The 23,511-nt window shown below is 63.3% G+C and carries 21 protein-coding genes and 1 pseudogene; 16 read left to right on the plus strand and 6 right to left on the minus strand.

Going from position 1 to position 23,511, the window contains the following annotated elements:
- Positions 1–224 precede the first annotated feature (224 nt).
- From X730_RS148590 to X730_RS148555, 9 genes and pseudogenes are all read left to right on the plus strand, one after another.
- Positions 225–1,151 (plus strand): D-alanine--D-alanine ligase, encoded by a 927-nt coding sequence (locus X730_RS148590; protein WP_023705549.1) that lies wholly within the window; start codon positions 225–227, stop codon positions 1,149–1,151.
- Positions 1,139–2,080 (plus strand): cell division protein FtsQ/DivIB, encoded by a 942-nt coding sequence (locus X730_RS148585; RefSeq protein WP_023826602.1) that lies wholly within the window; start codon positions 1,139–1,141, stop codon positions 2,078–2,080. Before X730_RS148590 ends, X730_RS148585 begins: the two co-directional genes overlap by 13 nt.
- Positions 2,077–3,384, plus strand: coding sequence for a cell division protein FtsA (ftsA, locus tag X730_RS148580; protein ID WP_023688034.1), 1,308 nt, complete (start codon positions 2,077–2,079; stop codon positions 3,382–3,384). Before X730_RS148585 ends, ftsA begins: the two co-directional genes overlap by 4 nt.
- Before the next feature lie 66 nt (positions 3,385–3,450).
- On the plus strand, positions 3,451–5,109 hold the full coding sequence (gene ftsZ / locus X730_RS148575) for a cell division protein FtsZ (protein WP_023826603.1): 1,659 nt from the start codon (positions 3,451–3,453) through the stop codon (positions 5,107–5,109).
- Positions 5,110–5,380: 271 nt separating this feature from the next.
- Positions 5,381–6,328 (plus strand): UDP-3-O-acyl-N-acetylglucosamine deacetylase, encoded by a 948-nt coding sequence (gene lpxC, locus X730_RS148570; protein WP_023668283.1) that lies wholly within the window; start codon positions 5,381–5,383, stop codon positions 6,326–6,328.
- Positions 6,329–6,591: 263 nt separating this feature from the next.
- Positions 6,592–7,461 (plus strand): outer membrane protein assembly factor BamD, encoded by an 870-nt coding sequence (locus tag X730_RS148565; protein WP_023668284.1) that lies wholly within the window; start codon positions 6,592–6,594, stop codon positions 7,459–7,461.
- 218 nt (positions 7,462–7,679) lie between these two features.
- Positions 7,680–9,353: a DNA repair protein RecN gene (recN, locus tag X730_RS148560; protein ID WP_023826604.1), complete on the plus strand. Its 1,674-nt coding sequence runs from the start codon at positions 7,680–7,682 to the stop codon at positions 9,351–9,353.
- A gap of 111 nt (positions 9,354–9,464) precedes the next feature.
- Positions 9,465–11,743 (plus strand): annotated as a pseudogene (gene ligA / locus X730_RS01000000164515) (NAD-dependent DNA ligase LigA).
- Positions 11,740–12,435, plus strand: coding sequence for a TIGR02453 family protein (locus X730_RS148555; RefSeq protein WP_023682130.1), 696 nt, complete (start codon positions 11,740–11,742; stop codon positions 12,433–12,435). The pseudogene ligA and the gene X730_RS148555 overlap by 4 nt, the downstream one beginning before the upstream one ends.
- Positions 12,436–12,457: 22 nt before the next feature.
- On the opposite strand, the gene X730_RS148550 is transcribed toward X730_RS148555, so the two are convergent.
- Positions 12,458–13,216 (minus strand): SDR family oxidoreductase, encoded by a 759-nt coding sequence (locus X730_RS148550; protein WP_023682129.1) that lies wholly within the window; start codon positions 13,214–13,216, stop codon positions 12,458–12,460.
- 116 nt (positions 13,217–13,332) lie between these two features.
- Between X730_RS148550 and X730_RS148545 the strand changes: the two genes are divergently transcribed.
- Both X730_RS148545 and X730_RS148540 read left to right on the plus strand, forming a co-directional pair.
- Positions 13,333–14,061: an AzlC family ABC transporter permease gene (locus X730_RS148545; protein ID WP_023668289.1), complete on the plus strand. Its 729-nt coding sequence runs from the start codon at positions 13,333–13,335 to the stop codon at positions 14,059–14,061.
- Positions 14,058–14,354, plus strand: a complete 297-nt coding sequence (locus tag X730_RS148540; protein ID WP_023826605.1) for an AzlD family protein — start codon at positions 14,058–14,060, stop codon at positions 14,352–14,354. The genes X730_RS148545 and X730_RS148540 overlap by 4 nt, the downstream gene beginning before the upstream one ends.
- Positions 14,355–14,509: 155 nt before the next feature.
- On the opposite strand, the gene X730_RS148535 is transcribed toward X730_RS148540, so the two are convergent.
- From X730_RS148535 to X730_RS148525, 3 genes are all read right to left on the minus strand, one after another.
- Positions 14,510–16,354, minus strand: a complete 1,845-nt coding sequence (locus tag X730_RS148535; protein WP_023753103.1) for an aminopeptidase P family protein — start codon at positions 16,352–16,354, stop codon at positions 14,510–14,512.
- A gap of 105 nt (positions 16,355–16,459) precedes the next feature.
- The gene (locus tag X730_RS148530) at positions 16,460–17,332 is read right to left on the minus strand and encodes a 50S ribosomal protein L11 methyltransferase (protein ID WP_023733063.1); all 873 of its coding nucleotides are present in this window, start codon (positions 17,330–17,332) and stop codon (positions 16,460–16,462) included.
- A gap of 82 nt (positions 17,333–17,414) precedes the next feature.
- Positions 17,415–17,990 (minus strand): SCO family protein, encoded by a 576-nt coding sequence (locus X730_RS148525; RefSeq protein WP_023697009.1) that lies wholly within the window; start codon positions 17,988–17,990, stop codon positions 17,415–17,417.
- Positions 17,991–18,172: 182 nt separating this feature from the next.
- Between X730_RS148525 and X730_RS148520 the strand changes: the two genes are divergently transcribed.
- The 3 genes from X730_RS148520 (at position 18,173) to X730_RS148510 (ending at position 20,254) form a co-directional block, all read left to right on the plus strand.
- On the plus strand, positions 18,173–18,691 hold the full coding sequence (locus tag X730_RS148520; RefSeq protein ID WP_023753104.1) for a CreA family protein: 519 nt from the start codon (positions 18,173–18,175) through the stop codon (positions 18,689–18,691).
- Between the two features lie 106 nt (positions 18,692–18,797).
- Positions 18,798–19,439, plus strand: coding sequence for a DapH/DapD/GlmU-related protein (locus X730_RS148515; RefSeq protein ID WP_023688044.1), 642 nt, complete (start codon positions 18,798–18,800; stop codon positions 19,437–19,439).
- A 383-nt stretch (positions 19,440–19,822) separates the two neighbouring features.
- Positions 19,823–20,254: a low affinity iron permease family protein gene (locus X730_RS148510; protein WP_031197064.1), complete on the plus strand. Its 432-nt coding sequence runs from the start codon at positions 19,823–19,825 to the stop codon at positions 20,252–20,254.
- A gap of 26 nt (positions 20,255–20,280) precedes the next feature.
- Here the strand turns inward: X730_RS148510 and X730_RS148505 are convergent, their stop codons facing one another.
- Positions 20,281–21,147, minus strand: a complete 867-nt coding sequence (locus tag X730_RS148505; protein WP_023826606.1) for an SDR family NAD(P)-dependent oxidoreductase — start codon at positions 21,145–21,147, stop codon at positions 20,281–20,283.
- Between the two features lie 132 nt (positions 21,148–21,279).
- On the opposite strand from X730_RS148505, the gene X730_RS148500 reads away from it, so the two are divergent.
- Positions 21,280–21,561: a hypothetical protein gene (locus tag X730_RS148500; protein ID WP_023668298.1), complete on the plus strand. Its 282-nt coding sequence runs from the start codon at positions 21,280–21,282 to the stop codon at positions 21,559–21,561.
- A 12-nt stretch (positions 21,562–21,573) separates the two neighbouring features.
- Here the strand turns inward: X730_RS148500 and X730_RS148495 are convergent, their stop codons facing one another.
- Positions 21,574–22,149, minus strand: coding sequence for a TMEM175 family protein (locus X730_RS148495; protein WP_023682120.1), 576 nt, complete (start codon positions 22,147–22,149; stop codon positions 21,574–21,576).
- Positions 22,150–22,302: 153 nt separating this feature from the next.
- On the opposite strand from X730_RS148495, the gene X730_RS148490 reads away from it, so the two are divergent.
- Positions 22,303–23,511 (plus strand): MFS transporter, encoded by a 1,209-nt coding sequence (locus X730_RS148490; protein ID WP_023826607.1) that lies wholly within the window; start codon positions 22,303–22,305, stop codon positions 23,509–23,511.

The following is a 23,511-nucleotide window of genomic DNA, read 5'->3' on the forward strand; positions in this document are numbered from 1 at the left end:
CACGCTTTTTCCGGCCGTTTTCGCGGAAAGTGAATCTGTCGGAATCATAAGCACTTGCCAGCGAATCAACTCTCTGATTCTCTGCCTTAAAGCGTTTCCTGATTTGAGTCGTTCGACGCGTCGACCGCGTTTTCCGTCTGGGGGGGCAACCTGCCGGGAGACTCGGACTCAATCTGGTCGCTGAATGCGTGGTTGCGGGCCCGCCGTGAGAGGGATGACGGGATATGAAGAACAAGCATGTGGCTGTCCTCCTGGGCGGATTCTCGTCCGAGCGGCCCGTGTCTCTGTCTTCGGGAAAGGCGTGTGCGGATGCGCTTGAGAATGAAGGCTACCAGGTTACCCGCGTCGATGTTGCGCGCGATGTCGGCGCCGTGCTCGCCGAACTCAAGCCCGATGTCGTCTTCAACGCACTGCACGGCCCGTTCGGTGAAGACGGCACCATCCAGGGCATCCTCGAATATCTGGCCATTCCCTACACCCATTCGGGCGTGCTCGCCTCGGCGCTCGCCATGAACAAGGAGCAAGCCAAGAAGGTCGCCAAGGCTGCCGGCATCGCGGTGGCGGAATCGAAGGTTGCCAGCCGCTTTGCCATCCAGAACAAGCATCCGATGAAGCCGCCCTACGTGGTCAAGCCGGTCAATGAAGGCTCAAGCTTCGGCGTCGTCATCGTGCATGAAGGCCAGTCGCATCCGCCGCAGGTCATCGGCTCGTCCGAATGGAAATATGGCGAGACCGTCATGGTCGAGCGCTACATCCATGGGCGCGAGCTGACCTGCGCCGTCATGGGCGACGTGGCGCTCGGCGTCTGCGAGATCATTCCGACCGGCCATTCCTTCTACGACTATGATTCAAAATACGTCGCCGGCGGATCAAAACACGAAATCCCTGCTAAAATTTCATCAAATATTTACCAAAAAATACAGACACTGGCACTCAAGGCACATCTGGCTATCGGCTGCCGGGGCGTTTCCCGATCGGACTTCCGCTATGACGACCGTCACTCCGAAAACGGCGAGATTGTCTGGCTCGAGATCAACACTCAGCCGGGCATGACGCCGACGTCTTTGGTGCCTGAAATCGCCGCCCAGGCCGGGCACTCGTTTGGCGAATTGTTGAGTTGGATGGTGGAGGACGCTTCGTGTCTGCGTTGAAATGGGGACAGGACAAGGGCAGGGGCGGCGCCGGGCCGGCGCTGTTCGGCATGTCGTTGTCGTTCGACCATTTCGTGCTGCCGCGCGTGCTGCGCCGGCCGGTGCGCGTGCTGGCGCGCCTGGGCGGCGGTGACTTCGTCGCGCCGCGCTTTTCCGCGGCCATCCTTTCGGCTTCGCTCATTGCATCGAGCAGCCTCTACGGCGCCATTCTCGGCGGTCATGCCGACGACATCGTCCAGAGCATCACCGCCCGGACCGGCTTTGCCGTCGACCAGATCAAGGTGGTCGGCAACCGCCAGACTTCGGAGATCGACATACTGGACCGGCTCGAGCTCGACGGCTGGACGTCACTGATCGGCTTCGATGCCGAGGCCGCGCGTGAACGTATTGATACCTTGCCCTGGGTCGAGGTGGCGGCGGTGCGCAAGGTCTATCCACATACGCTGGAAGTGCGTGTCGAGGAGCGCGAGCCCTTCGCGCTCTGGCAGCAGGGCGCGGAGCTTTCGGTCATCGAACGCTCCGGCGCGGTGATCGCGCCGTTCTCCGGCGGCAAGCAGGCGCTGCTGCCGCTGATCATCGGCACCGGCGCACCGGCCAAGGCGCCCGACTTCGTGGCCAAGATCAACAAATTTCCCGAGCTCGCGGCTCGGGTCAAAGGCTATATCCGCATCGGCGAACGGCGCTGGGATCTTAAGCTGGAAAACGGCATCACGATCAAGCTGCCCGAGGATGGCGAGGATCAGGCGATCGCCGATCTGGTTCGGATGGACCACGACAACGGGCTTCTGACGCGGGACATCGCCGCCGTCGACATGCGCATCTCCGATCGCCTGGTGGTGCAGCTGACGCCGGAAGCGGCGACGCAGCGCCAGGCCGCGCTCAATGAAAAGCCGCAAAATGCGAAGCGCAAGTCGGGGACGAAGATATGAGCTGGCTTGGCGGCAACAGCGATGCCTCTTCGCGGCGTTCCGGCACGCTCACCGTGCTGGATGTCGGCTCGAGCAAGGTTTGCTGCGTGGTGGCGAAACTGAAGCCGCGCGAGGACGGCAAGCTGTTGCGCGGCCGCTCGCACCGCATCCAGGTGATCGGCATCGGCCACCAGAAATCGCAAGGCGTGAAGTCGGGCGTGGTCGTCGATCTCGACCGCGCGGAGCACGCCATTCGCCTGTCCGTCGACGCAGCCGAACGCATGGCGGGACTGACCGTGGATTCGCTGATCGTCAACATGACGGCCGGCCGGCTGAAGAGCGAAACCTATTCGGCCACCATCAATCTCGGTGGCCATCAGGCCGACGAAGCCGACATCAAGCGCGTGCTTGCCGCCGGCGCCAAGCAGGCGCTCAAGGCCGAACGCGACGTGATCCATTCGCTGCCCGTCGGCTTTTCGCTGGACGCCGAGCGCGGCGTGCGCGATCCGCGCGGCATGGTCGGCGACCAACTCGGCGTCGATATGCATGTGCTGACGGGCGATGCCGCGCCGCTGCGCAATCTGGAGCTCTGCATCAACCGCTCGCATCTTTCGGTCGAGCGCATGGTGGCGACGCCCTATGCCAGCGGGCTTGCGGCCCTGGTCGACGACGAACTGGAAATGGGTGCGGCCTGCATCGACATGGGCGGCGGCACGACGACCATCTCGGTGTTTTCGGAAGGCAAATTCGTCCACGCCGATGCCATTGCCATCGGCGGCAATCATGTGACGCTCGATATGGCCAAGGGCCTGTCGACCTCGCTCGACGCGGCGGAGCGGCTGAAGGTGATGCATGGTTCGGCGCTGCCTGGCAGTGCCGACGATCGCGACCTGGTCTCGATCCAGCCGATCGGCGAAGACGGCGAGATGCCGCTGCAGATCCCGCGCTCGGTGATGACGCGCGTCATCCGCGCCCGCATCGACGAGACGCTGGAACTGTTGCGCGACCGGCTGAACAAGTCGGGCTACGGCAATGCCGTGGGAAAACGCGTCGTGCTGACCGGCGGCGCCAGCCAGCTTGCGGGTCTCCCCGAGGCGGCGCGCCGCATTCTGGGACGCAATGTGCGCATCGGACGCCCGCTCGGCGTGGCGGGCCTGCCGGAAGCTGCCAAGGGGCCGGCTTTCTCGACGGCGGTCGGGCTGCTGATCTATCCGCAGATGGCGAGCTTCGAGAGCCATCCGGCTAAAGGAATTTCCGGTCTCAGGATGACCGGGACGGGCGGAAAACTGCATCGCATGAGTCAGTGGTTGAGAGACAGTTTCTAATTGACGGGGACAGCCCCATAGGCGGCCGCGCCGGCGAAGCGGCGGGAAAGGCAAAGGACGGAGACAATGACGATCAATCTGCAAAAGCCGGACATCACCGAGCTCAAGCCGCGGATCACCGTATTCGGTGTCGGCGGCGGCGGCGGCAATGCCGTCAACAACATGATCACCGCGGGCTTGCGCGGTGTCGAGTTCGTCGTGGCCAACACCGATGCACAGGCGCTGACCATGTCGAAGGCCGAGCGGCTGATCCAGCTCGGCGCGCATGTCACCGAGGGGCTCGGCGCCGGCTCGCAGCCTGAAGTGGGCCGTGCGGCGGCGGAAGAGTGCATCGATGAGATTATCGATCATCTCTCCAACACCCATATGTGCTTCGTCACCGCCGGTATGGGTGGCGGCACCGGAACCGGTGCGGCTCCCGTCGTTGCCCGCGCGGCGCGCGAACGGGGTATCCTCACCGTCGGCGTCGTCACCAAGCCGTTCCATTTCGAAGGCCAGCGCCGCATGAAGACGGCGGATCTCGGCATCGAGGAGCTGCAGAAATGTGTCGATACCCTGATCGTCATCCCCAACCAGAACCTGTTCCGGCTGGCCAATGACAAGACCACCTTTGCCGACGCCTTCGCCATGGCCGACCAAGTGCTCTACTCCGGTGTTGCCTGCATCACCGACCTGATGGTCAAGGAAGGCCTGATCAATCTCGACTTCGCCGACGTGCGTTCGGTGATGCGCGAAATGGGCAAGGCGATGATGGGCACCGGCGAAGCTTCGGGCGAGGGCCGCGCGATGGCCGCCGCCGAGGCGGCGATCGCCAATCCGTTGCTCGACGAGACCTCGATGAGGGGCGCCAAGGGCCTGCTGATCTCGATCACCGGCGGCCGCGACCTAACCCTGTTCGAAGTCGACGAGGCCGCGACCCGCATCCGCGAGGAAGTCGATCAGGACGCCAACATCATCCTCGGCGCCACCTTCGACGAGGAACTCGAAGGCGTCATCCGCGTCTCCGTGGTCGCCACCGGCATCGACAAATCGGCAGCTGAAATTGCCGCGGCGCCGATCTCGATCCGGGCGATGCCGCCGCAGCAGAAGCCGGTCAGCCGCCCAGCGGCTCCGGGGGCGGAAGGCCGTCCGGCACCCGTCCAGCAGCAGACCTATGAGCAGCGCGCGGCCGATCCGGTGGCCGAGGCGATCCAGCTTGCCGAGGCCAATGCGGCGGCAATGGCTCGTCCGGCGCCGATGGCCCAGGCGGAAGATTTCCGCCCGCAGAGCAAGATCTTCCAGGCCCCGCCTGCCCAGCCGCAGCCTGTCGTGCAGCAGGTGATGCAACCGGCGCCGATGCGGGAAATGCCGCAGCCGGTGGCTGCCGCACCGCAGCGCATGCCGCGGGTGGAGGATTTTCCGCCGGTGGTGCGGGCCGAGGTGGAAGCCAAGGGCCGTCCGGCCGACCATGAAAACAGCGGGCCGATGGGGCTGCTCAAGCGGCTGACCAACGGGCTGACGCGCCGCGAAGAAGAGCCGGCCCGGTTGCAGCCGGCACAGCCGCGCGAACCGAAACTGCGCCAGGCGGCGCCGGAAATGCGCCGCCTTGCCAGCCAGGATCCGCAGCTTTACGCGCCGCGCCGCGGCCAGCTCGACGATCAGGGCCGGTTGACGCCGCAGACCAGGTCGACCCAGGAAGACGACCAGCTGGAGATACCGGCTTTCCTGCGCCGCCAGGCCAACTGAGCCGTTAACGGTATGTAACACTTGTCAACAGGCAGACGAGAGATTGTCTGCCTGTTAACGTTTAAAGTGGTTTAATAACAAGGCGTTATGATGTGACGCTCAAGGTCTGTCGCGGTTACACAGAGTAAGAAACCGTGATTTGGAGTCTCCCTGACAGACCATTATCTTTGCCGCAGCACTTTCGGTGTGCTGGGATTCGGGGAAGTGGCCCTGCCTGCCGATAAAAAAGAGCCGCGCCTTTTGGGTTAAAGCGGACTTAGGCGTTTGGGCTATGGGGTTTGTCTTGCAAGACTATCAGACGACACTGAAATCGCGTGCAACGCTGACCGGTACCGGCGTTCACAGCGGCAAACCGGTCACCGTCAATTTCCTCCCTGCGGACGCCGACACCGGCGTGCTCTTCCACCTTTCGAACGGAAGCGAGAGCCGCGAGTTCCGCGCGCTGGTTGCTGAAGTCGGCGCGACCGATCTCTGCACCATGCTCGGCGATCCGGCAGGCGAGCATATCGCCACCGTCGAACATCTGATGGCGACGCTTTTCGGGCTCGGCATCGACAACATCGTCATCGAGATCGACGGTCATGAGGTTCCGATCCTCGATGGCAGTGCGGTGGCGTTCGTGGAAGCCATCGACCAAGCCGGCATCGAGACGCTGGCGGTCAAGCGCCGCTACATCAGGGTGGTCAAGCCCGTCCGCATCGAGAATGGCGCGTCCTGGGCCGAGTTCAGGCCCTATAGCGGCACGCGCTTCGAGGTCGAGATCGATTTCGAAAGCCCGGCGATCGGCCGCCAGCTATTCGCCTCCGACATCAACCCCGACATCTTTCGCCAGGATATCGCGCGCGCCCGCACCTTCGGCTTCATGAAGGATGTCGAGCGGCTGTGGGCGGCCGGCTATGCGCTGGGCTCCTCGCTGGAGAACTCGCTGGTGATCGGCGACGACAACCGGGTGATCAACATGGGCGGCCTGCGCTACCCCAATGAGTTCGCTCGCCACAAGACGATGGACGCGATGGGCGACCTGGCGCTGGCCGGCGCCCGTTTCATCGGTTGCTTCCGCTCCTATCGCGGCGGTCACCGGATGAATGCGGCTGCTTTGCGGCGGCTTCTGTCCGACCGTTCGGCCTTCGAGGTCGTCGAGACCACGCGCCGCGAGCGCGGCCGCACCGCCGAGATGAGCGCCGTCACCGGCCCTGTCTTTGCGCCCTGGGTGATCTGATTCTTAACGATTTTCTGGCTTTCTGAACGCTGGCCGGTGTTGCACGAAAGCATCACCGGCCAGTGAAAGTGCGTAGCATTCGGGGCAACACCAAGCCGCCACAAAAATGTGCGATTGGCTAGACATAGCGTTGCTGGGCAAGGCAGTTATGGTTTATGGCTGCTGCCGTCTGTTAGGCGCATGTCGCTCAAAAGTGGGGATCAGTTTTGAGGGAACGCCATGCGAAAGGCATTGAACTAACGCCGAAAGGGCGCAATCCGATCATGTTCTTCAAGCGAGTTGGTCAATCGAAAGCGCCGTATCGGGCTGTTTTCCTGGCGCTTTCGGTGGTTGTGCCATCGCTGTTCCTCTCAGCCTGCATGTCGTCCGAGAAAGACGTCGACCTGTCGACCTATGTCGACCAGACCGAACCGGCCGACGTCCTTTACAATCAAGGCCTTGCCAATCTCAATGCCGGCCGCCTGGATGAGGCGAGCAAGAAGTTCGACGCCGTCGACCGCCAGCACCCGTATTCGGAATTCGCCCGCAAGTCGATGGTGATGGGCGCCTTCGCCGACTATCGCGCCGGCCGTTATGACGAAGCAATCGGCTCGGCCAAGCGCTATCTGACGCTTTATCCGTCGACCGACGACGCGGCTTACGCCCAGTATATTATCGGGCTGAGCTACTACAAGCAGATCAAGGACGTCACCCAGGATCAGAAGGAAGCACGCCAGACCGTGCAGACGATGCAGGATTTGGTGACGCGCTGGCCGACGTCGGAATATGTCGACGACGCCAAGGAAAAGATCCGTTTCGCCAACGACCAGCTGGCCGGCAAAGAGATGCAGATCGGCCGCTATTATCTCGAGCGGCGCGAATACATTGCTGCCGTCAAGCGCTTCCGCAACGTGGTCGAGAACTATTCCAACACCCGCCATGTCGAAGAGGCGCTGGCGCGTCTGGCCGAAAGCTACTACGCGATGGGCTTGACCTCGGAAGCGCAAACCGCCGCTGCGGTGCTCGGCACCAATTATCCCGACAGCCAATGGTACAAGGATACCTACAAGCTGTTGCAGAGCAACGGGCTTGAGCCGCGCGAGAATGCCGGATCGTGGATATCCAAGGCCGGCAAGCTGATCACCGGCGCCTGACGCCCGAGCATCGACTGAGGCGGAACGCGCTTTTCGGATTGATCCGACGCTCAAACAAAAAGATAGTGCGGCGCTGCGACTCCATCGGTCGCATGCCGCTTCACAGCGGTTCAGTGGTTTGATTGAGGCGCTGAACCGTCCTAACTTTTTGTTCTACGCAATTCCGGACGGAAAACCGCTACGCACTTTTCCTGGAATTGCTTGAGGTCCGGGTTCTGATGCTTTCCAGACTGTCGATCCGCGATATCGTCCTGATCGAGAAGCTGGATATCGACTTCCAGCCCGGCCTTTCCGTGCTGACCGGTGAAACCGGCGCCGGCAAATCCATCCTTCTCGACGCGCTGTCGCTGGCGCTTGGCGCGCGCGGCGACGCCTCGCTGGTGCGGCACGGTGCTGCCCAGGGCCAGGTCATTGCCGTCTTCGATGTGCCGCGCAACCACCCGGTGCGCGCGCTGCTGGCCGAAAACGCCATCGAGGATGACGGCGACATCATCCTGCGCCGGCTGCAGACCGCGGATGGCCGTACCCGTGTCTTCGTCAACGACCAGCCGTCCAGCGTCACGCTGATGCGCGACATAGGCCACGCGCTGGTCGAGATCCACGGCCAGCATGACGAGCGCGCCCTGGTCGATCCAGGCGCGCATCGCGAATTGCTGGACAGTTTTGGCGGCCATCTCGGCGCCGCCCGCGCGACCGGCGAGGCGTGGCGCTACTGGCGCGGCGCCGAGCAGGAGTTTGCCAGGCACCGCGCCAAGGTCGAGGCAGCGGCGCGCGAGGCCGATTATCTCAGGGCCTCGGTGGCGGAACTGGCAAAGCTCGATCCGCAGCCCGGCGAAGAGACACAGCTGGCGGAATTGCGTGCAACGATGATGCGGGCGGAAAAGATCGCCTCGGAAATACACGATGCACAGGATGTGCTGTCAGGCCCGTCCTCGCCGCTGCCGCAACTGGCCAGCCTGCTGAGGCGCCTGCAGCGCAAGGCCAGCGAAGCGCCGGGACTGCTCGAGGATGTGGTGAAGTCGCTGGACGAGGCGATGCTGTCACTGGATGCAGCGCAATCGGGCGTCGAGGCGGCACTGCGCGCCACCGAATACGACCCGCAGAGGCTGGAGAAGGCGGAGGAGCGGCTGTTTTCGCTGCGTGCGGCCTCACGTAAGCACAGTGTGGCCGTTGACGATTTGGCGCAACTGCGCGACACCATGTCCGCCGATCTCGCCGATCTTGATGCCGGCGAGGGGCGCCTGCATGTCCTGGAAAAGCAGGCCTCAGCGGCGCGAGAAGCCTACGATATTTCCGCAGCCCAGCTCTCCGCCCTTCGCCATGCGGCCGCGGTCGGCCTGACCAAGGCTGTGATGGCCGAATTGCCGGCGCTGAAGCTGGAACGGGCTGAGTTCATCGTCGAACTGGCCAGCGATGGCGAGAACCGCATGGAAGAAGGCATCGACCAGGTCGAGTTCTGGGTGCGCACCAATCCCGGCACCATGCCTGGGCCGATGATGAAGGTCGCCTCCGGCGGCGAGCTGTCGCGCTTCCTGCTGGCGCTCAAGGTGGCGCTGGCCGACCGTGGCTCGGCGCCGACATTGGTCTTCGACGAGATCGACACCGGCGTCGGCGGCGCCGTGGCCGATGCGATCGGCCAAAGGCTGGCCAGGCTGTCGAAGCGCGTGCAGGTGCTGTCGGTCACGCATGCTCCGCAAGTGGCGGCACGTGCTGCGACGCATTTCCTGATCTCCAAATCCGGCGGCTCGGACAAGGTCGCCACCGGCATCGCCGAAATGGACCGGGCGGCGCGCCAGGAAGAGATCGCGCGCATGTTGGCCGGCGCTACCATCACCGACGAGGCGCGCGCAGCCGCGGAACGGCTGCTGCGCGAGAATATTGCTGCAGCGTAGTCGTCGCAAGGCTTTCGGACTGAGTCAGGATATGGCTCCATCCCGCTGTTCAGGAATGCTTTTTCCGAAATCCTGATTTATGGTGCCTCGCCACTGTCCAGGGACCGCTGCATGTCTGAAAAACCAGTCGAATCGTTGAGCGAAAGCGAAGCCGCGGATGAGCTCCAGCGGCTGGCCGAGGAGATCGCCGGTCATGACCGGCGCTATCATGCCGAGGACGCGCCGACGATTACGGACGCAGAATATGACGCGCTGCGGCGGCGCAATCTTGCCATCGAGGAGCGCTTTCCCGGTCTGGTGCGCGAGGATTCGCCCTCGCTGCGGGTCGGCGCCGCGCCGGCGGAAGGCTTTGCCAAGGTGCGCCATGCGGTGCCGATGCTCAGCCTCGCCAAGGCCTACACAGACGAGGACGTCACCGATTTCATCGAGCGTGGCCGGCGCTTCTTCGACCGCGACAAGGACCTCGACATCGCGTTTACGGCCGAGCCGAAGATCGACGGCCTGTCGGCGTCGCTGCGCTATGAACGCGGTGTGTTCGTGCAGGGTGCTACGCGCGGCGACGGCACTGTAGGCGAGGACATCACCGCCAATCTCAGGACCATCGCCGACATCCCCGCCAAGCTGAAAGGATCGGGCTGGCCCGAGACCATCGAGANACCGCCAATCTCAGGACCATCGCCGACATCCCCGCCAAGCTGAAAGGATCGGGCTGGCCCGAGACCATCGAGATCCGCGGCGAGGTCTACATGACCTATGCGGAATTCGAGGCACTGAAGGCCCGCTCGGCGGCGGTGGGCGGCCAGGACTATGTCAATCCGCGCAATACGGCAGCGGGCTCCTTGCGACAGAAGGATGCGTCCGTCACCGCCAGCCGCAATCTTAAATTTTTTGCCTATGCCTGGGGCTATACGACAGCGGATCCGGCGCCGACCCAATATGATTCGGTGCAGAAATTCGCCGAATGGGGGTTCAAGGTCAGCCCATTGATGGTGCGGGCGAAGTCTGTCGAGGAGCTGATCGCGCACTACCACAAGATCGAGGAGCTGCGTTCGTCGCTCGGCTACGACATCGACGGTGTCGTCTACAAGGTCGACCAGCTGGAATTGCAGCGTCGCTGGGGCTTTGTCACCGGCGAGCCGCGCTGGGCGGTTGCGCATAAATTCCCGGCCGAACAGGCGATGACGACGGTGCAGAAGATCGACATCCAGGTCGGCCGTACCGGTACGCTGGCGCCGGTGGCGCGGCTGGCGCCGGTCACGGTCGGCGGCGTGGTGGTCGAAAACGTCACGCTGCACAATGAGGACTACATCAAGGGCTTTGACAGCAACGGCCTGCCGATTCGCGACGGCATCGATGTCCGCATCGGTGACACGGTTGTCATACAACGGGCGGGCGATGTCATTCCGCAGATCGTCAGCGTGGTCGTCGACAAGCGGCCGGCTGATGCGGTGCCTTACGAATTCCCGCACATTTGTCCGGTCTGCGGCTCGCCGGCGACGCGCGAAATCAACGAAAAGACCGGCAAGGAGGATTCGCGCCGGCGCTGCACCGGCGAGCTGATCTGCGCCGCCCAGGCCGTGGAACGGCTGCGTCATTTCGTGTCGCGCGGCGCGCTCGACATCGAGGGGCTGGGCGCCGAGAATATCGACCTGTTCTTCAATTCGGGACTGGTCAAGACCGCCGCCGATATCTTTACCCTGAGGGATCGCCGCCCGGCCGTCACCAGGGCGCTGGCCGAGCGGCGCGAGGAGCAGGCGCGGCTGCGCGAGGCGGCATCGGGCAAGGCGCGCAAGAATGTGCGCGGTGTCGAGGACCGCAATTATGAAGGTCTCGACAAGCTGTTCGCGGCCATCGATTCGCGCCGCCAGCCGGAGCTCGACCGCTTCATCTTCGCACTCGGCATCCGCCATATCGGCGAAACGACGGCGGCCGTGCTTGCCCGGACGTTTTCGACCATCGAGGAGCTGATCCGCGTCGGCAAGGAAACGGCGGCGGCTGAGGATCCGCACAGCGTCTTCCCCTCCATCAACGGCATTGGCGATACAGTGATCGATGCGTTGCGCGATTTCTTCGGCAATGAACGCAATGACGACGTGCTCGACAGACTGCTCGAACAGGTCAAGCCGAAGCCGTATGTCGTCACCGTGTCGACCGACAGCGAGGTTGCCGGCAAGACCATCGTCTTCACCGGCACGCTGGAAAAGATGACACGCTCCGAAGCCAAGGCGATGGCCGAACGGCTCGGCGCCAAGGTGGCGGGTTCGGTGTCGGCGAAGACCGATCTGCTGGTGGCCGGGCCGGGCGCTGGCTCCAAACTGAAGCAGGCCAGCGAACTCGGCGTCGAAGTCATCGACGAGGACACATGGCTGCAACGGGTCGGCAAGGCATGACCGCCGGTTCGTTCAAAGGGTTCGGGCAAAAGGCCATACCGTTCCTCAAGGCGCTCGACTTCCACCAGAGCCGCGAATGGTTCCAGGAAAACCGCGCGCTTTACGACAGCGAGTTGCATGAGCCGTTCTGCGATCTGGTCGAGACGCTGACCGAGCGCTTCGCGGCGGCGGGTCTGGGCTTGCGCGGAGACCGCAAGAAGTCACTGTTTCGCATCAACCGCGACGTGCGCTTCGCCAAGGACAAGCGGCCCTACAACCAGCATTTGTCGGCCATGCTGTCGCCGGATGGCACCAAGATGGAGCAGGGCGTGTTCTTCGTCTATGTCGGGATCGACCGCTGCTTTGCCGATGTCGCCTGGTGGAATCCGGAGCCGTCCCTGCTGCTGGCGATGCGCAAGGCGATCGTCGCCCGGCCGGCCGAGTTCCGAAAACTGCTCTCAACGCTGAAGAAAAACGGCTTCGAACTTGAAACCGAGGGCCGCATGAAGCGCACGCCGCGCGGCTTCGAGCAGGTCAACGAACCCGATCTTGTCGACGCCATCCGCAACCGGCACTTCTATGTCCAGCACATGATCGATCCGGCTGGAATTCACGCGCCGACGCTGGTCGACGAGCTTGTCGATTTCGCCTTGCGCGCCAAGCCGCTGCTTGACTGGGGCAGGGCGATCCAGGGCACGGCACCGCGGAGCTAAATCAGCCCGGCGCACTGCACGGCTACATCCGCATCAAAAGACCGCCGTCGACTGCCAGTTCGATGCCGGTGATGTAGCTTGCCGCATCGGAAAGCAGGAATAGCGCGGCATTGGCCATGTCCTGCGGCGTGCCGATGCGGCCGAGCGGCGCATAATTGGCAACGGCCGCGCGTTTCTCTTCGGTGTCCCAGCGCGCCTGCAGCGGCGTCAACGCCATTCCCGGGCAGATCGAATTGGAGCGGATGCCATCGCCCGCCAACTGCATGGCGAGCGACTTCGACAGCGCACAGACGCCGGCCTTCGATGCCTGGTAGGCATCCTGCGGGGTCGGATCGCCGCGATACCACTGGATGGTGGAGAAGTGCACCATGGCGCCGCCGCGTCCGCCGGCCCGCATATGCGGAACCACCGCCCGCGCGGTGTGGACGAAGGATTTCAGATTGATGTTGAAGACCTGATCCCAGACATCGAGGTCCATCTCGAGGGCCGATTTGTCGCGACCGAACCAGAGCACGCCTGCGACATTGGCGAGATAATCGATGCCGCCGCGCTCGCGGCCCGCGGCATTGATGGTCTGCTCGACGAAGGCGGCGTCGGTGAGGTCGCCCTGGGCAAAGGTGAGCCGGTCGTCATAGGCGGCAAGCGACGCCGGACGCGGCTTGACGTCGATGGCGGTGACCGAGGCGCCGGCATCGAGCAGCGCCAGCGAGATCGCCTCGCCCATACCGCCACCGGCGCCGGTGACGACCGCGTGCCTGCCGGTGAAGTCATAAGCGATCATCCGAACCCCCTCATTTGTTTTTACAACATCAGTTTCGCTGATTTGTTGGCTCAAGCGAATTCGTCTGACTTTTCAAACGCCGGCTCCTACATAGCAGCGCGAGATGGGAATGTGACATGTCGGCAGAGACCTTAAGCGAAAATTCCGTGGCCAGCGACTTCTGGGACGGCGTGCGGCTGTCGATGCCGGTGGTTGTCGCCGCGGCGCCATTTGGGCTGCTGTTCGGCGCCATCGCCGTCGACAACGGCTTTTCCGTTCTCGAAGCTTTCTTGATGAGCGCGCTGATCTTCGGCGGCGCCAGCCAGATGGTCGGCATCGAATTGTTCGGCCAGCATGTCGCGCCATGGCTGATCGTGCTGTCGATCTTCGCCGTAAACTTCCGTCACGTGCTTTACTCCGCCAGCATCGGCCGGCGAATCGCGCACTGGCCGGTTATCAGCCAAGCGCTGGGCTATTTCGTGCTCACCGATCCGCAATTCGCGGTGGCCGAGCGTAAGGCCGAAGCCGGCGAGACCGTTGGCTTTGCCTGGTACATGGGGCTTGGCCTGCCGGTCTATGTGTTCTGGGGGATCGAGAGCGCGCTGGGCGCGGTGTTCGGCAAGCTGATCCCGGACACGCATGCGCTCGGCATCGACTTCCTGCTGCCGATCTATTTCCTCGGGCTGGTCATGGGCTTTCGCAACCGGCCACTGTGGCTGCCGGTGGTGATCGCCAGCGCCGCGGCGTCGATCATTGCCTACAAAACTGTGGGATCGCCATGGCACGTCTCCATCGGCGCCGTTGCAGGCGTGCTTCTGGCCGTCATCCTGCCGCCGCACCATAGCGGTGTGGAGGCAAAACGATGAGCGCGAACTTGTGGATCATCATTGCCGGCGCGATCGCCACCTATCTCACCCGCGTCGGCGGCCATCTGGTGATCTCGCGCTTCGACCACATCCATCCACGCGTCGAGGCGGGTTTGAATGCCGTGCCGGCCGCAGTGTTGACGACGCTGGTGGCGCCCGCCGCACTTAGCGCCGGACCGGCGGAATGGGCGGCGCTGGTCGTCGCCGCTGTGGTCTCGCTGCGCGGCGGCCTGATGGCGATGTTTCTGGCCGGGGCGGTGGTGCTGGTCCTCGCGCGGCAGTTTGTGGCATAGGGCGCCTGCGCGCGGAACAGTTTCGAACTGTCGGCGCCGCCGCTCATTGCCCTGGCGGGCGTTCGTCACTCGAAAAGCCAAGCAATTGGCTTTTCGTCCGCTTCGCGGACCGCTCCTCACCTCCCCGTATAGTGACGGGGAGAAAGAAGCTCATTTCAGATCTTGGCGTCGTGCGGCAGCGGCGCTGTCGCTTTCTCCAGCCAAGCCAGCGTCTCGCCGTCGAGCATCGGGCCGATCTCGGCCAGCACCCAGGCATGGTAAGTATCCAGCCAGTGCAACTCCTCGCGCGTCAACAGGTCGGTGCGGATCAGCCTGATATCGATCGGCGCCAGCGTCAGCGTCTCGAAACCGTGCATGGCGATGTCGCCGCCCTCCACCTGTTCAGCCGGTGTCACCAGGATCAGGTTCTCGATGCGGATGCCGTAGGAGCCTTCCTTGTAATAGCCGGGCTCGTTGGACAGCATCATGCCGGCCAGCAGCTTTTCGGTGCCGGTGCGGGCGATGCGCTGCGGCCCTTCGTGCACCGCCAGATAGGAGCCGACGCCATGGCCGGTGCCGTGGGCAAAGTCGCAGCCATGCTTCCACAGCGCCATGCGCGCCACCGCGTCGATTTCCGAGCCGCGCGTGCCGGCGGGAAAGCGCAGAGTGGAAATGCCGATCATACCTTTCAGCACCAGTGTGAAGCGCTCGCGCATCTCCTCGGTCGGCTGGCCGATCGGCACCGTGCGGGTGATATCGGTGGTGCCGTCCTGATACTGGGCGCCGGAATCGAGCAGGAACAGCTCGCCCTTTGCCAGCTCGCGGTTGGTGGCGCGCGACACGCGGTAGTGCATGATGGCGCCGTTCGGACCGCTGCCTGAAATGGTGTCGAAGGAGACGTCGCGCAGCGGCATCTGCGTTTCCTCGCCGGTCTGCCGGCGCACCTCCTCCAACTTGGTGACAACGGTTATTTCGTCGAGCGTGCCCGGCTTTTGCCGTTCCAGCCAGCACAGCAGTTTCGCCACGGCCGCCCCGTCTCGGCGGTGCGCGGCGCGGCTGCCGGCGATTTCCGCCTGGTTCTTGGTGGCGCGCGGAATGCGGGCGGGATCGGCCGCTGAAACAAATGCGCCGCCATTGTCCTCGACCAGCATTCTCAGCTTCTCCGCCGCCAGCACCGGGTCGAGCGCGATCTTGGCGCCGCCCTTGGCAAGGGTAACGACCGCCGCCTCGAATTCGCCGGGCTCGTGCAGATCGGCGAGTTGGGTGAGATAGGCGGCGACCGTGCGCGAAAACTTGCGCTGGTCCATGAACAGCTGGTGCTTGCCGTCGGCGGCAGGGATCGCGAAGCCGAGCGCCAGCGGCGTGTGCGGCACGTCACCGCCACGGATGTTGAAGGCCCAGGCGATCGAGGAGGGGTCGGTGAGCACGGCGTGCGTCGCGCCCTCCTTGCCGATTGCCGCCACCAGCCGCGCCAGCTTGTCCTTGGCGAGTTCCCCGGCAAAGCCGATCGGGTGGATTTCGACCGGCGCCACGGGCGGCGCCGGCTGATCCTTCCAGATGATGTCGATCGGGTTCCTGTCGAGCGGCACCAGCGTCGCGCCGGATTGCTCGGCCGAGGTTTTCAGCGCCTTGACCTCAGCGATCGTGTGCAGCCACGGGTCGAAGCCAAGCCTGGCGCCCTTGCCGAGATTGTCCTTGATCCAGGAGGCCGGCGGGTTGTCGACGAGACTCTCGATCGCAAAAATGTCGAGATCGACCTCGTGGCGCACTTGCAAGGTATAGCGGCCATCGACGAACATGAAGGCGCGGTCACGCTGCACAAGTGCTACGCCCGCCGAGCCGCTGAAGCCGGTCAACCATTTCAGCCGCGCCGAGCGATCGGCGACATACTCGCCCTGGTGCTCGTCGGCGCGCGGCACCAGGAAACCGTCGAGGCCATTATCCGCCAGCCATCGCCGCAGCAACGTCACGCGCGGCTTGCCGACGCTGGGGTCGCCTGCGGAATCGAAGGTCTGGAACATGGTATGCCTCCTGTATCGGGCGCGACCGTAGCGCATGACCCGGAAAACCGGAATCGATTTTCGCCAATCGCAACAGGCTCGGATTGGTCCAAAGCGCGTTGCGTCTCAGTGCTTCAGGTGGATCGTCACCCAGCCTTCGCGATGCAAGGTCCTGACATGCCGGAAATTCTGGCCGACATAGGCCGAGATCACCGCATTGCATTGGCGCTCGAGGATGCCGGACAACACGATCGAGCCGCCGAGGCTGATGTGCCTGGCCATCTCAGGCGCCAGCCGCATCAGCGGCCGCGCCAATATGTTGGCGACGATGAGGTCGAAAGGCGCGCGCTTGCCGAAGATCGGGTGGTGGAAGCCGGGCGCCGTCACCGTTTCAACCAGCGCCTTGACGTGGTTGAGGCGGGCATTGGCGGCGGCGACCCTGACGGCGATCGGATCGATGTCGGTCGCCAGCACCGGAATATGCGCCAGTTTGGCGACGGCGATTGCCAGCACCGCGCTGCCGGTGCCGAGGTCGAGGGCATTCCTGGGACGTTCGCGGCGCACGACCCGTTCCAGCATTTCGAGGCAGCCGGCCGTGGTGCCGTGATGGCCGGTGCCGAAGGCAAGGCCGGCCTCGATCTCGATGGCGAGTTCGCCGCTGTGGCGCTTCCGGCGGTCATGCGCGCCATGGACGAAGAAACGTCCGGCGCGCACCGGCTTCAGTCCCTCCAGCGAGCGCGCCACCCAGTCGATGTCGGGCAAAACCTCGCGCTCGATCGGCTTCGACAGGGACAGTCCCACAAGGCTGTCTTTTAGCCGCGCCTCAACCGCGTCGACATTGCCGTCGGTGTAGAGCGAAACCTCATAGATGTCGCGGTCTTCATCGACTTCGAGCACGGCGATCGGCAGGCCTTCATCCTCGAAAGCCGGCTCGAGCGCGGCAAAGATGCGGTCGGCCTCGATCTTCCCAGCGATGAAGTGGAGCCTGGTCTGACCCATCAGTTGGTCTCTTGCTTGAGCATGATCTCTGGACAACACTTTTCTGTCCGAGAAAACCGGATTCCACATTTAGGGATCATGCCTAGCCTGCTGCCAGCCGCTTCAGCTTGGCAATCGCGGTATCGGCGCTTTCGCCATAGGCGATGGTGCCCGAAAACTCGCCCTTGGCATTGAGCAGCAGCGCCGAGGCGGTGTGGTCCATCGTATAATCGCCGTCGCCGGTGTCGACCTTCTTCCAGTAGATGTTGAAGGACTTCGCCATGGCGTGCACCTTGTCGGGATCGCCCGATATGCCGACGATGCGGTCGGAGAAATTGCTGACGTAAGTGTTCATCACAGGCGGCGTGTCGCGCTCTGGATCGACGGTAACGAAGTAGGCGTTGAGGTTCTTGCCGTCGTCGCCCAGCGTCTTCAGCCAGCCGGCCATTTCGAACAAAGTGGTCGGGCAGACTTCCGGGCAATGGGTGAAGCCGAAGAAGACGATGCTGGGTTTTCCCCGGAAGGCGGCTTCGGTGATTGGCGCGCCTTTCTGGTCGACCAGCGTGAATGGCGCGCCATACGGTTCGCCACCATAGTGGCCGCGATAGAAGTCAAAGGTGAGCCAGCCGATGCCCGCCGCCATCAGAACGAGAATGCCGACCAGAATTGAACGCATCATCAGGAATTGTCCGTAGCAGAAATCATCGAGCGCCGGATCGGCGCCTCTCTGCCGGCAGTCTTAGCCGGTCGCAGGGGGCAAGGCAAAGATGCCGCGTTGCCGCAACCGGGCTGGGCGCTACCTTGCAAACAGCTGGCCCTTATCCCACCTGAGACCGGCAAACTGAACCTGAGGAGGCTCCCTTGCAAAGACGGACTGGGCAGAGACGGATTGGGCAGAAACTGATCGGCGGCGCGCTGGCCGCATGCATTGCCCTTGGCGCCGGTGCCGCAGCGGCAGAGGAAGTCGGCAAGGTCGGCGTCGATTGGGTCGGCAACGACATCATCGTCGAGGCGATCAAGGATCCCAAGATCGACGGCGTGACCTGCCATGTCTCCTATTTCGACCGCAGCGTCATCGACCGGCTGCACAAGGGCAACTGGTTCGAGGATCCGTCTGATTCCTCGATCTCCTGCCGCCAGACCGGGCCGATCACCATCGGCGACATCGACATGAGCGAGGGCGGCGAAGAGGTGTTCAAGCAAGGCATCAGCCTGATCTGGAAGAAGCAGGTGGTGAACCGCATCTACGACAAGAAGAACGAGACGCTGATCTATCTCTCGCATTCGCGCCAAGTGCAGGACGGCTCGGCGAAAATGTCGGTGACGACCGTGCCGCTGTTCGGCCAGAACGTGGTGTGGACCGGCGGCAAGCCGAAATAGCGGATCCTGTGTCAGCGCAATTGCTCTGACGGACGGTTGGCCCCCTTGCGGGGCCAATCGCCACGCGACAATTGCTTCCGCAATTGCGCGGGGGTAAATCCGCCAGATGGACCGTACCGAAAACCTCGTCCTGAAAGATCCGGAGCCGCGCATCCATCCGACCGCGGAGCTGAAAGCGTGCAAGCTTGGCCGCTATGCCTCGATCGGCGAACGGGTGGTGCTGCGCGAGGTCAATGTCGGCGATTTCTCCTATTTCGAGCGCCACGCCGAGGCGATCTACACGACGATCGGAAAATTCTGCTCGATCGCCGCCAACAGCCGCATCAATGCGCTGGAGCATCCGATCGAGCGGATCACGCAGCACAAGCTCAGCTACCGGCCGAACGAGTATTTCCGCTGGCTGGGCGTCGACGCGGCGTTCCGCGCGCGGCGGCAGGCCAAGGCGGTCGGCATCGGCAACGATGTCTGGATCGGCCATGGCGCCGTCATCATGCCCGGCATCAGCATCGGGAATGGCGCGATCGTCGGCGCCAATTCGGTGGTGACGCGGAATGTACCGGCCTACACAATCGTCGCCGGCGTACCGGCGAAGCCGTTGCGCATGCGCTTTCCCTCCGAGATCGCGGCGCGGATCGAAAGCCTCGCCTGGTGGGACTGGCCGCCGGAGAAACTCGCCAAAGCGGTTCCCGACATGCAGGCCTTGCCGATTGAGGATTTCCTCGATCGCTGGGAGCAAGAGCATTCCTGAGAGCTCGCCGCGCGTGCGCGGTTTCATCGACTGGCTGGCCGAAATCCTGGCGCCAAAATTCTGAACGGCACGTGTCGGGAAGAGTTCCGCCGGTCTGCGGCAACGCAACGAACCCCTTCCGCCATGCGGGGGTGGCGCAGCGGAAGGGGCTTGGAGACAAATCCGCGTGAAGCGGACGGAACAGGTTTTTTGGCCTGCATGGTGACTAATGGCAACAAACCGATAAGGCGGCTTTTCACGGCGCTGCGCCTTTGGCGTGCATACTATTGCATCAGCGATGCCATCTGCGACAGGGAACCGGAAGCGGCTGCCGGTTGTTTATTGTTGGAGCGATGAATGCGGCCTTGGTCAGCTCATCGCGCTTTGACCCGTTGAGGATGTGAATGATCGAAAAGCTGTTTACCAGAATCGCCAACACCGTTTCGCACTTGGCGGGCCTGCCGCCGACTTTCATCGCCTGCTGCGCCATCGTTATCGTCTGGGCGGTAAGCGGGCCATTCTTCGGCTTTTCCGATACGTGGCAGCTCGTCATCAACACGGGAACGACGATCATCACCTTCCTGATGGTGTTCCTGATCCAGAACACCCAGAACCGCGACGGTGCCGCGGTTCAGGCCAAGCTCGACGAACTGATCCGCGTCAGCGAGGGCCACAATCATTTCATCGGCATCGAGCACCTGACCGAATCCGAGGTCGAGGAGATCAGAGACAAATGCGAGCGGGCGGCAAAACGCCATGACCACGAGCTCGCCGAACTCGCGGCCAAGAAGGCCGTCTCGCAAAAGCGCACCGCGAAAAAACGCGCGCCCGCCTGAGTCTCGGCTTTGGCTGAGTTCGACGATCAGTTTCCCATAAAGGCCGCGAAAGCGTCCTTATGGTCGGGGTGCCAGCGCGAGAGAGCAGGCCGGTTCTCGATGATGTCGCCGATCGCCCAGGCCATGCGCTTTTCATCGGTCGGCCGCATCACCTCATTGTCGGGGCACAGGATGTAGAAGTCCCCACGCGCCAGCGAAGCCAGCATGAAGTCGACCACCTGCTCGCCGGTCCAGGCGCCAGCCGGTTTTTCGACCGCTCCTTCGGTGAGGCCGGTGAAGGTGAAGCCGGGAATGAGAAGATGCGCCGCGACCTTCGCGCCCGGCTCGTTGCGCAATGCGTGCGCCAGCCCTTCGGTGAACGTCTTCAATGCCGATTTGGAGACGTTGTAGGCGAGATTGCCGGGTGGCGTGGTGATGCCTTGCTTGGAGCCGGTGTTGATGATCAGGCCCGGCTCTCCGGAGGCCAGCATGGCCGGCGCAAAGGCCTCGACGCCATGTACGACGCCCCAGAAATTGATGTCGATCAGCCGCTTCCAGGCGTCGCCGTTCTGCCACGGTTTTCCCGGATTGTTGCCGACACCGGCATTGTTCATCAGCAGCGATGCGGCGCCGAAAGCGGCATGCGTCTTTTCCGCCAGCCGGCCGAGTTCGTCGGCCTTCGAGACGTCTGTGGCGACGGCAAGCACGGCATTCTCGCCGGCGATCGCGGCGACTGCCTGGCGGGCCGCATCGAGGCGCGCGCCGCCAATGTCGGCCAGCACCAGTCTCATGCCCATAGCCGCCAGCCTTTTGGCAGCGGCAAGCCCGATGCCGCTGGCGCCCCCGGTGATGACGGCGACGTTGCCTCGGCTGAGGGCGGGCAAAGCGGATTGGATTTCGGCGTCGGAGGTCATGATCTTTTTCCTAGGGTTCGGGTGGCGCCGAACTTAGCGCGGGACGCGCATCGTGCAAGGCCGTCCCGCGTGTTCGGGTTGACCGCATCAACGGCGGCTGTGCATGCTGCTGCCGAACAGGGAGACTGCCGATTGACCGACTGGGTAGCGATTCTGAAGGAGCAGACCGCCACCGGCGACCAGATGGGCCGCGAGGTGCCACAGATGCTTGCCAATCCGGACATAAGCGAAGCGCAGGTGAAGACCTTGTTTTCGGCACTCGAAAAACAGGCCGAGTTCGTCGAGAAATTGCGCATGGCGCTGGAAAAATTCGGCCATGATTTTTCGATCATCAAGGCGGCCGAGCGGCTGGAGGAGCGCTATGCCGACCTTGCGGCGTCGGTTGCCGAAAAGCTGAAGGCGATGCGCAAGTAGACGCGTCCTACGCTACTTTTCCAGCACCCGCGAAAAACGCGTGTCCGGCACGAACCAGACGGCGGCCACCAGCACGAAGATCGCAACGCCGATCCATTGGTTGACGAAGGCAAGCGGGACGGCGGCGGCGTAGAGGGCCACCGAGATCTTGCCCTTGCGGTCATTGCCCAGCGCCTTGGCGAAGGCGGTGTCGTTGCCGTGCAAATGGTGCAGCTTGGTGGCGAGAAAGGTGTAGGCGACCGCGCACAGCACCAGGTCGATGCCATAGACGGCGACGGGGACCGGCGCGAAATGGTTCTCGCCCATGAAGGCCGTCGTTGCCGGCATCAGCGACAGCCAGAACAGAAGGTTGAGGTTGGCCCACAGCACGCGGCCGTCGACCCTTTGGACGGTGTGGAACATGTTGTGCAGATTGTTCCAGTAGATACCGACATTGATGAACGACAAGACATAGCTGAAAAAGATCGGCCACAGAGGCAGAAGCGCTGAAAAATCCTCCCCATGCGGCACTTTCAGCTCCAGCACCATGATGGTGATGATGATGGCGACCACCCCATCGGTGAATGCCTCGACTCTACCTTTTCCCATGGATTCTCCCTCTCGATGGAAAGACGTTAAGCGAGGACTTCGGGCAAGACCATCCTGACAAGGTTGTCAGGATGAAGTTCGGCGCGTGGAACGGCCATCCTTACATGGACGTTGGGGCGCAATTGGGCGTTGGGCGATTAGCCGGAGGTTGCCATGACCAGCTATGCCGAGACCATAACGCGCGACAATGGACTCGATGGCCGGCCCGCGATGGCCGCGGTTGCCGCCATGATCGCCGCTCTGTTCGCCGGCAGCACGGTGCTGACGCCGCTTTACGTCATCTACAAGCAGGCCTTCGGTTTCTCGCAGATCACGCTGACGCTGGTCTACGCTGTCTATGTCGTCGGCAATCTCGGCGCATTGCTGATGTTCGGGCGCTTGTCCGACGGCATTGGCCGCCGTCCAGCGGCGCTGGCGTCGATGGCCATAGCGGTGGTCAGCGCGGTGGTGTTCCTGCTGGCCGAGAATGTTGCATGGCTCGATGTCGCCCGCATATTGAGCGGCCTTGGCATCGGCGTCGGCGCGGGAACCGGCACGGCCTGGCTTGCCGAATTGATCGAAGGTAAGGACAAATCGCGCGCGGCAATCATCGCCACCAGCACCAACTTCGTTGGCCTTGGCCTCGGCGCGCTGGCATCGGGCCTGCTCGCCGAATATGCGCCCTGGCCGTTGAGACTAACGTTTGCGGTCTATCTTGCCTTGCTGGTGGTGGTGACGCTGCTGATCTGGCGTACCCGCGAAACCGTGTCCCGGCCGGGCAGGCTGACCGACGTTTCGTTGCGGCCACGGCTATCGGTGCCGAGCGATATCCGCGCTGCCTTCGTGGCGCCGGCGGTCACCGGTTTCGGCGCCATGGCGCTGGTCGGCTTCTATGCAGCCCTGGCGCCGAGCATCCTGGCGCAGCAGCTGCATGTGGCCAACCATGCCGAGGCTGGCGGGCTGTTCTTTGAACTGTCGATCGTTGCGGCCGCGACCATTCTGGCCACGACCCGACTGTCCAGTCGCGCCGGCATGCTGGCCGCGCTGGCGCTGATGATCCCGGCCGTAGGGCTGATGGTTGCTGCTCAGTTTTTCGCGTCGATGTCCCTGATGGTTGCCGCCACCGCTGTGTGCGGCGTGGCGGCGGCGCTCGGCTATCGCGGCGGCCTGCAGGTGGTGAACCAGATCGCACCTGCCGAGCGTCGCGCCGAATTGGTGTCGGCGTTCTTCATCTGCTGCTTCTGCGGCAATGCGCTGCCGGTGATCGGCATTGGGCTGCTGTCGAGTTGGGCCACTCCGACGACGGCAAGCCTGGCCTTCGCCGGCATGATCACGCTGTTCTCTGTCGTAGCGCTGGGGTTCGGCGTCAAATACGCGCGCTGA

This window comes from Mesorhizobium sp. L103C131B0 (genome assembly GCF_000502275.1).
Lineage (GTDB): Bacteria > Pseudomonadota > Alphaproteobacteria > Rhizobiales > Rhizobiaceae > Mesorhizobium.

Bases quoted from the DNA above. Each gene is read 5' to 3' on its own strand.
- X730_RS148590 (WP_023705549.1), top strand. From the start codon at position 225: ATGAAGAACAAGCATGTGGCTGTCCTCCTGGGCGGATTCTCGTCCGAG.
- ftsA (WP_023688034.1), top strand. From the start codon at position 2,077: ATGAGCTGGCTTGGCGGCAACAGCGATGCCTCTTCGCGGCGTTCCGGC.
- ftsZ (WP_023826603.1), top strand. From the start codon at position 3,451: ATGACGATCAATCTGCAAAAGCCGGACATCACCGAGCTCAAGCCGCGG.
- lpxC (WP_023668283.1), top strand. From the start codon at position 5,381: ATGGGGTTTGTCTTGCAAGACTATCAGACGACACTGAAATCGCGTGCA.
- X730_RS148565 (WP_023668284.1), top strand. From the start codon at position 6,592: ATGTTCTTCAAGCGAGTTGGTCAATCGAAAGCGCCGTATCGGGCTGTT.
- recN (WP_023826604.1), top strand. From the start codon at position 7,680: ATGCTTTCCAGACTGTCGATCCGCGATATCGTCCTGATCGAGAAGCTG.
- X730_RS148555 (WP_023682130.1), top strand. From the start codon at position 11,740: ATGACCGCCGGTTCGTTCAAAGGGTTCGGGCAAAAGGCCATACCGTTC.
- X730_RS148550 (WP_023682129.1), bottom strand. From the start codon at position 13,216: ATGATCGCTTATGACTTCACCGGCAGGCACGCGGTCGTCACCGGCGCC.
- X730_RS148545 (WP_023668289.1), top strand. From the start codon at position 13,333: ATGTCGGCAGAGACCTTAAGCGAAAATTCCGTGGCCAGCGACTTCTGG.
- X730_RS148540 (WP_023826605.1), top strand. From the start codon at position 14,058: ATGAGCGCGAACTTGTGGATCATCATTGCCGGCGCGATCGCCACCTAT.
- X730_RS148535 (WP_023753103.1), bottom strand. From the start codon at position 16,354: ATGTTCCAGACCTTCGATTCCGCAGGCGACCCCAGCGTCGGCAAGCCG.
- X730_RS148530 (WP_023733063.1), bottom strand. From the start codon at position 17,332: ATGGGTCAGACCAGGCTCCACTTCATCGCTGGGAAGATCGAGGCCGAC.
- X730_RS148525 (WP_023697009.1), bottom strand. From the start codon at position 17,990: ATGATGCGTTCAATTCTGGTCGGCATTCTCGTTCTGATGGCGGCGGGC.
- X730_RS148515 (WP_023688044.1), top strand. From the start codon at position 18,798: ATGGACCGTACCGAAAACCTCGTCCTGAAAGATCCGGAGCCGCGCATC.
- X730_RS148510 (WP_031197064.1), top strand. From the start codon at position 19,823: ATGATCGAAAAGCTGTTTACCAGAATCGCCAACACCGTTTCGCACTTG.
- X730_RS148505 (WP_023826606.1), bottom strand. From the start codon at position 21,147: ATGACCTCCGACGCCGAAATCCAATCCGCTTTGCCCGCCCTCAGCCGA.
- X730_RS148495 (WP_023682120.1), bottom strand. From the start codon at position 22,149: ATGGGAAAAGGTAGAGTCGAGGCATTCACCGATGGGGTGGTCGCCATC.
- X730_RS148490 (WP_023826607.1), top strand. From the start codon at position 22,303: ATGACCAGCTATGCCGAGACCATAACGCGCGACAATGGACTCGATGGC.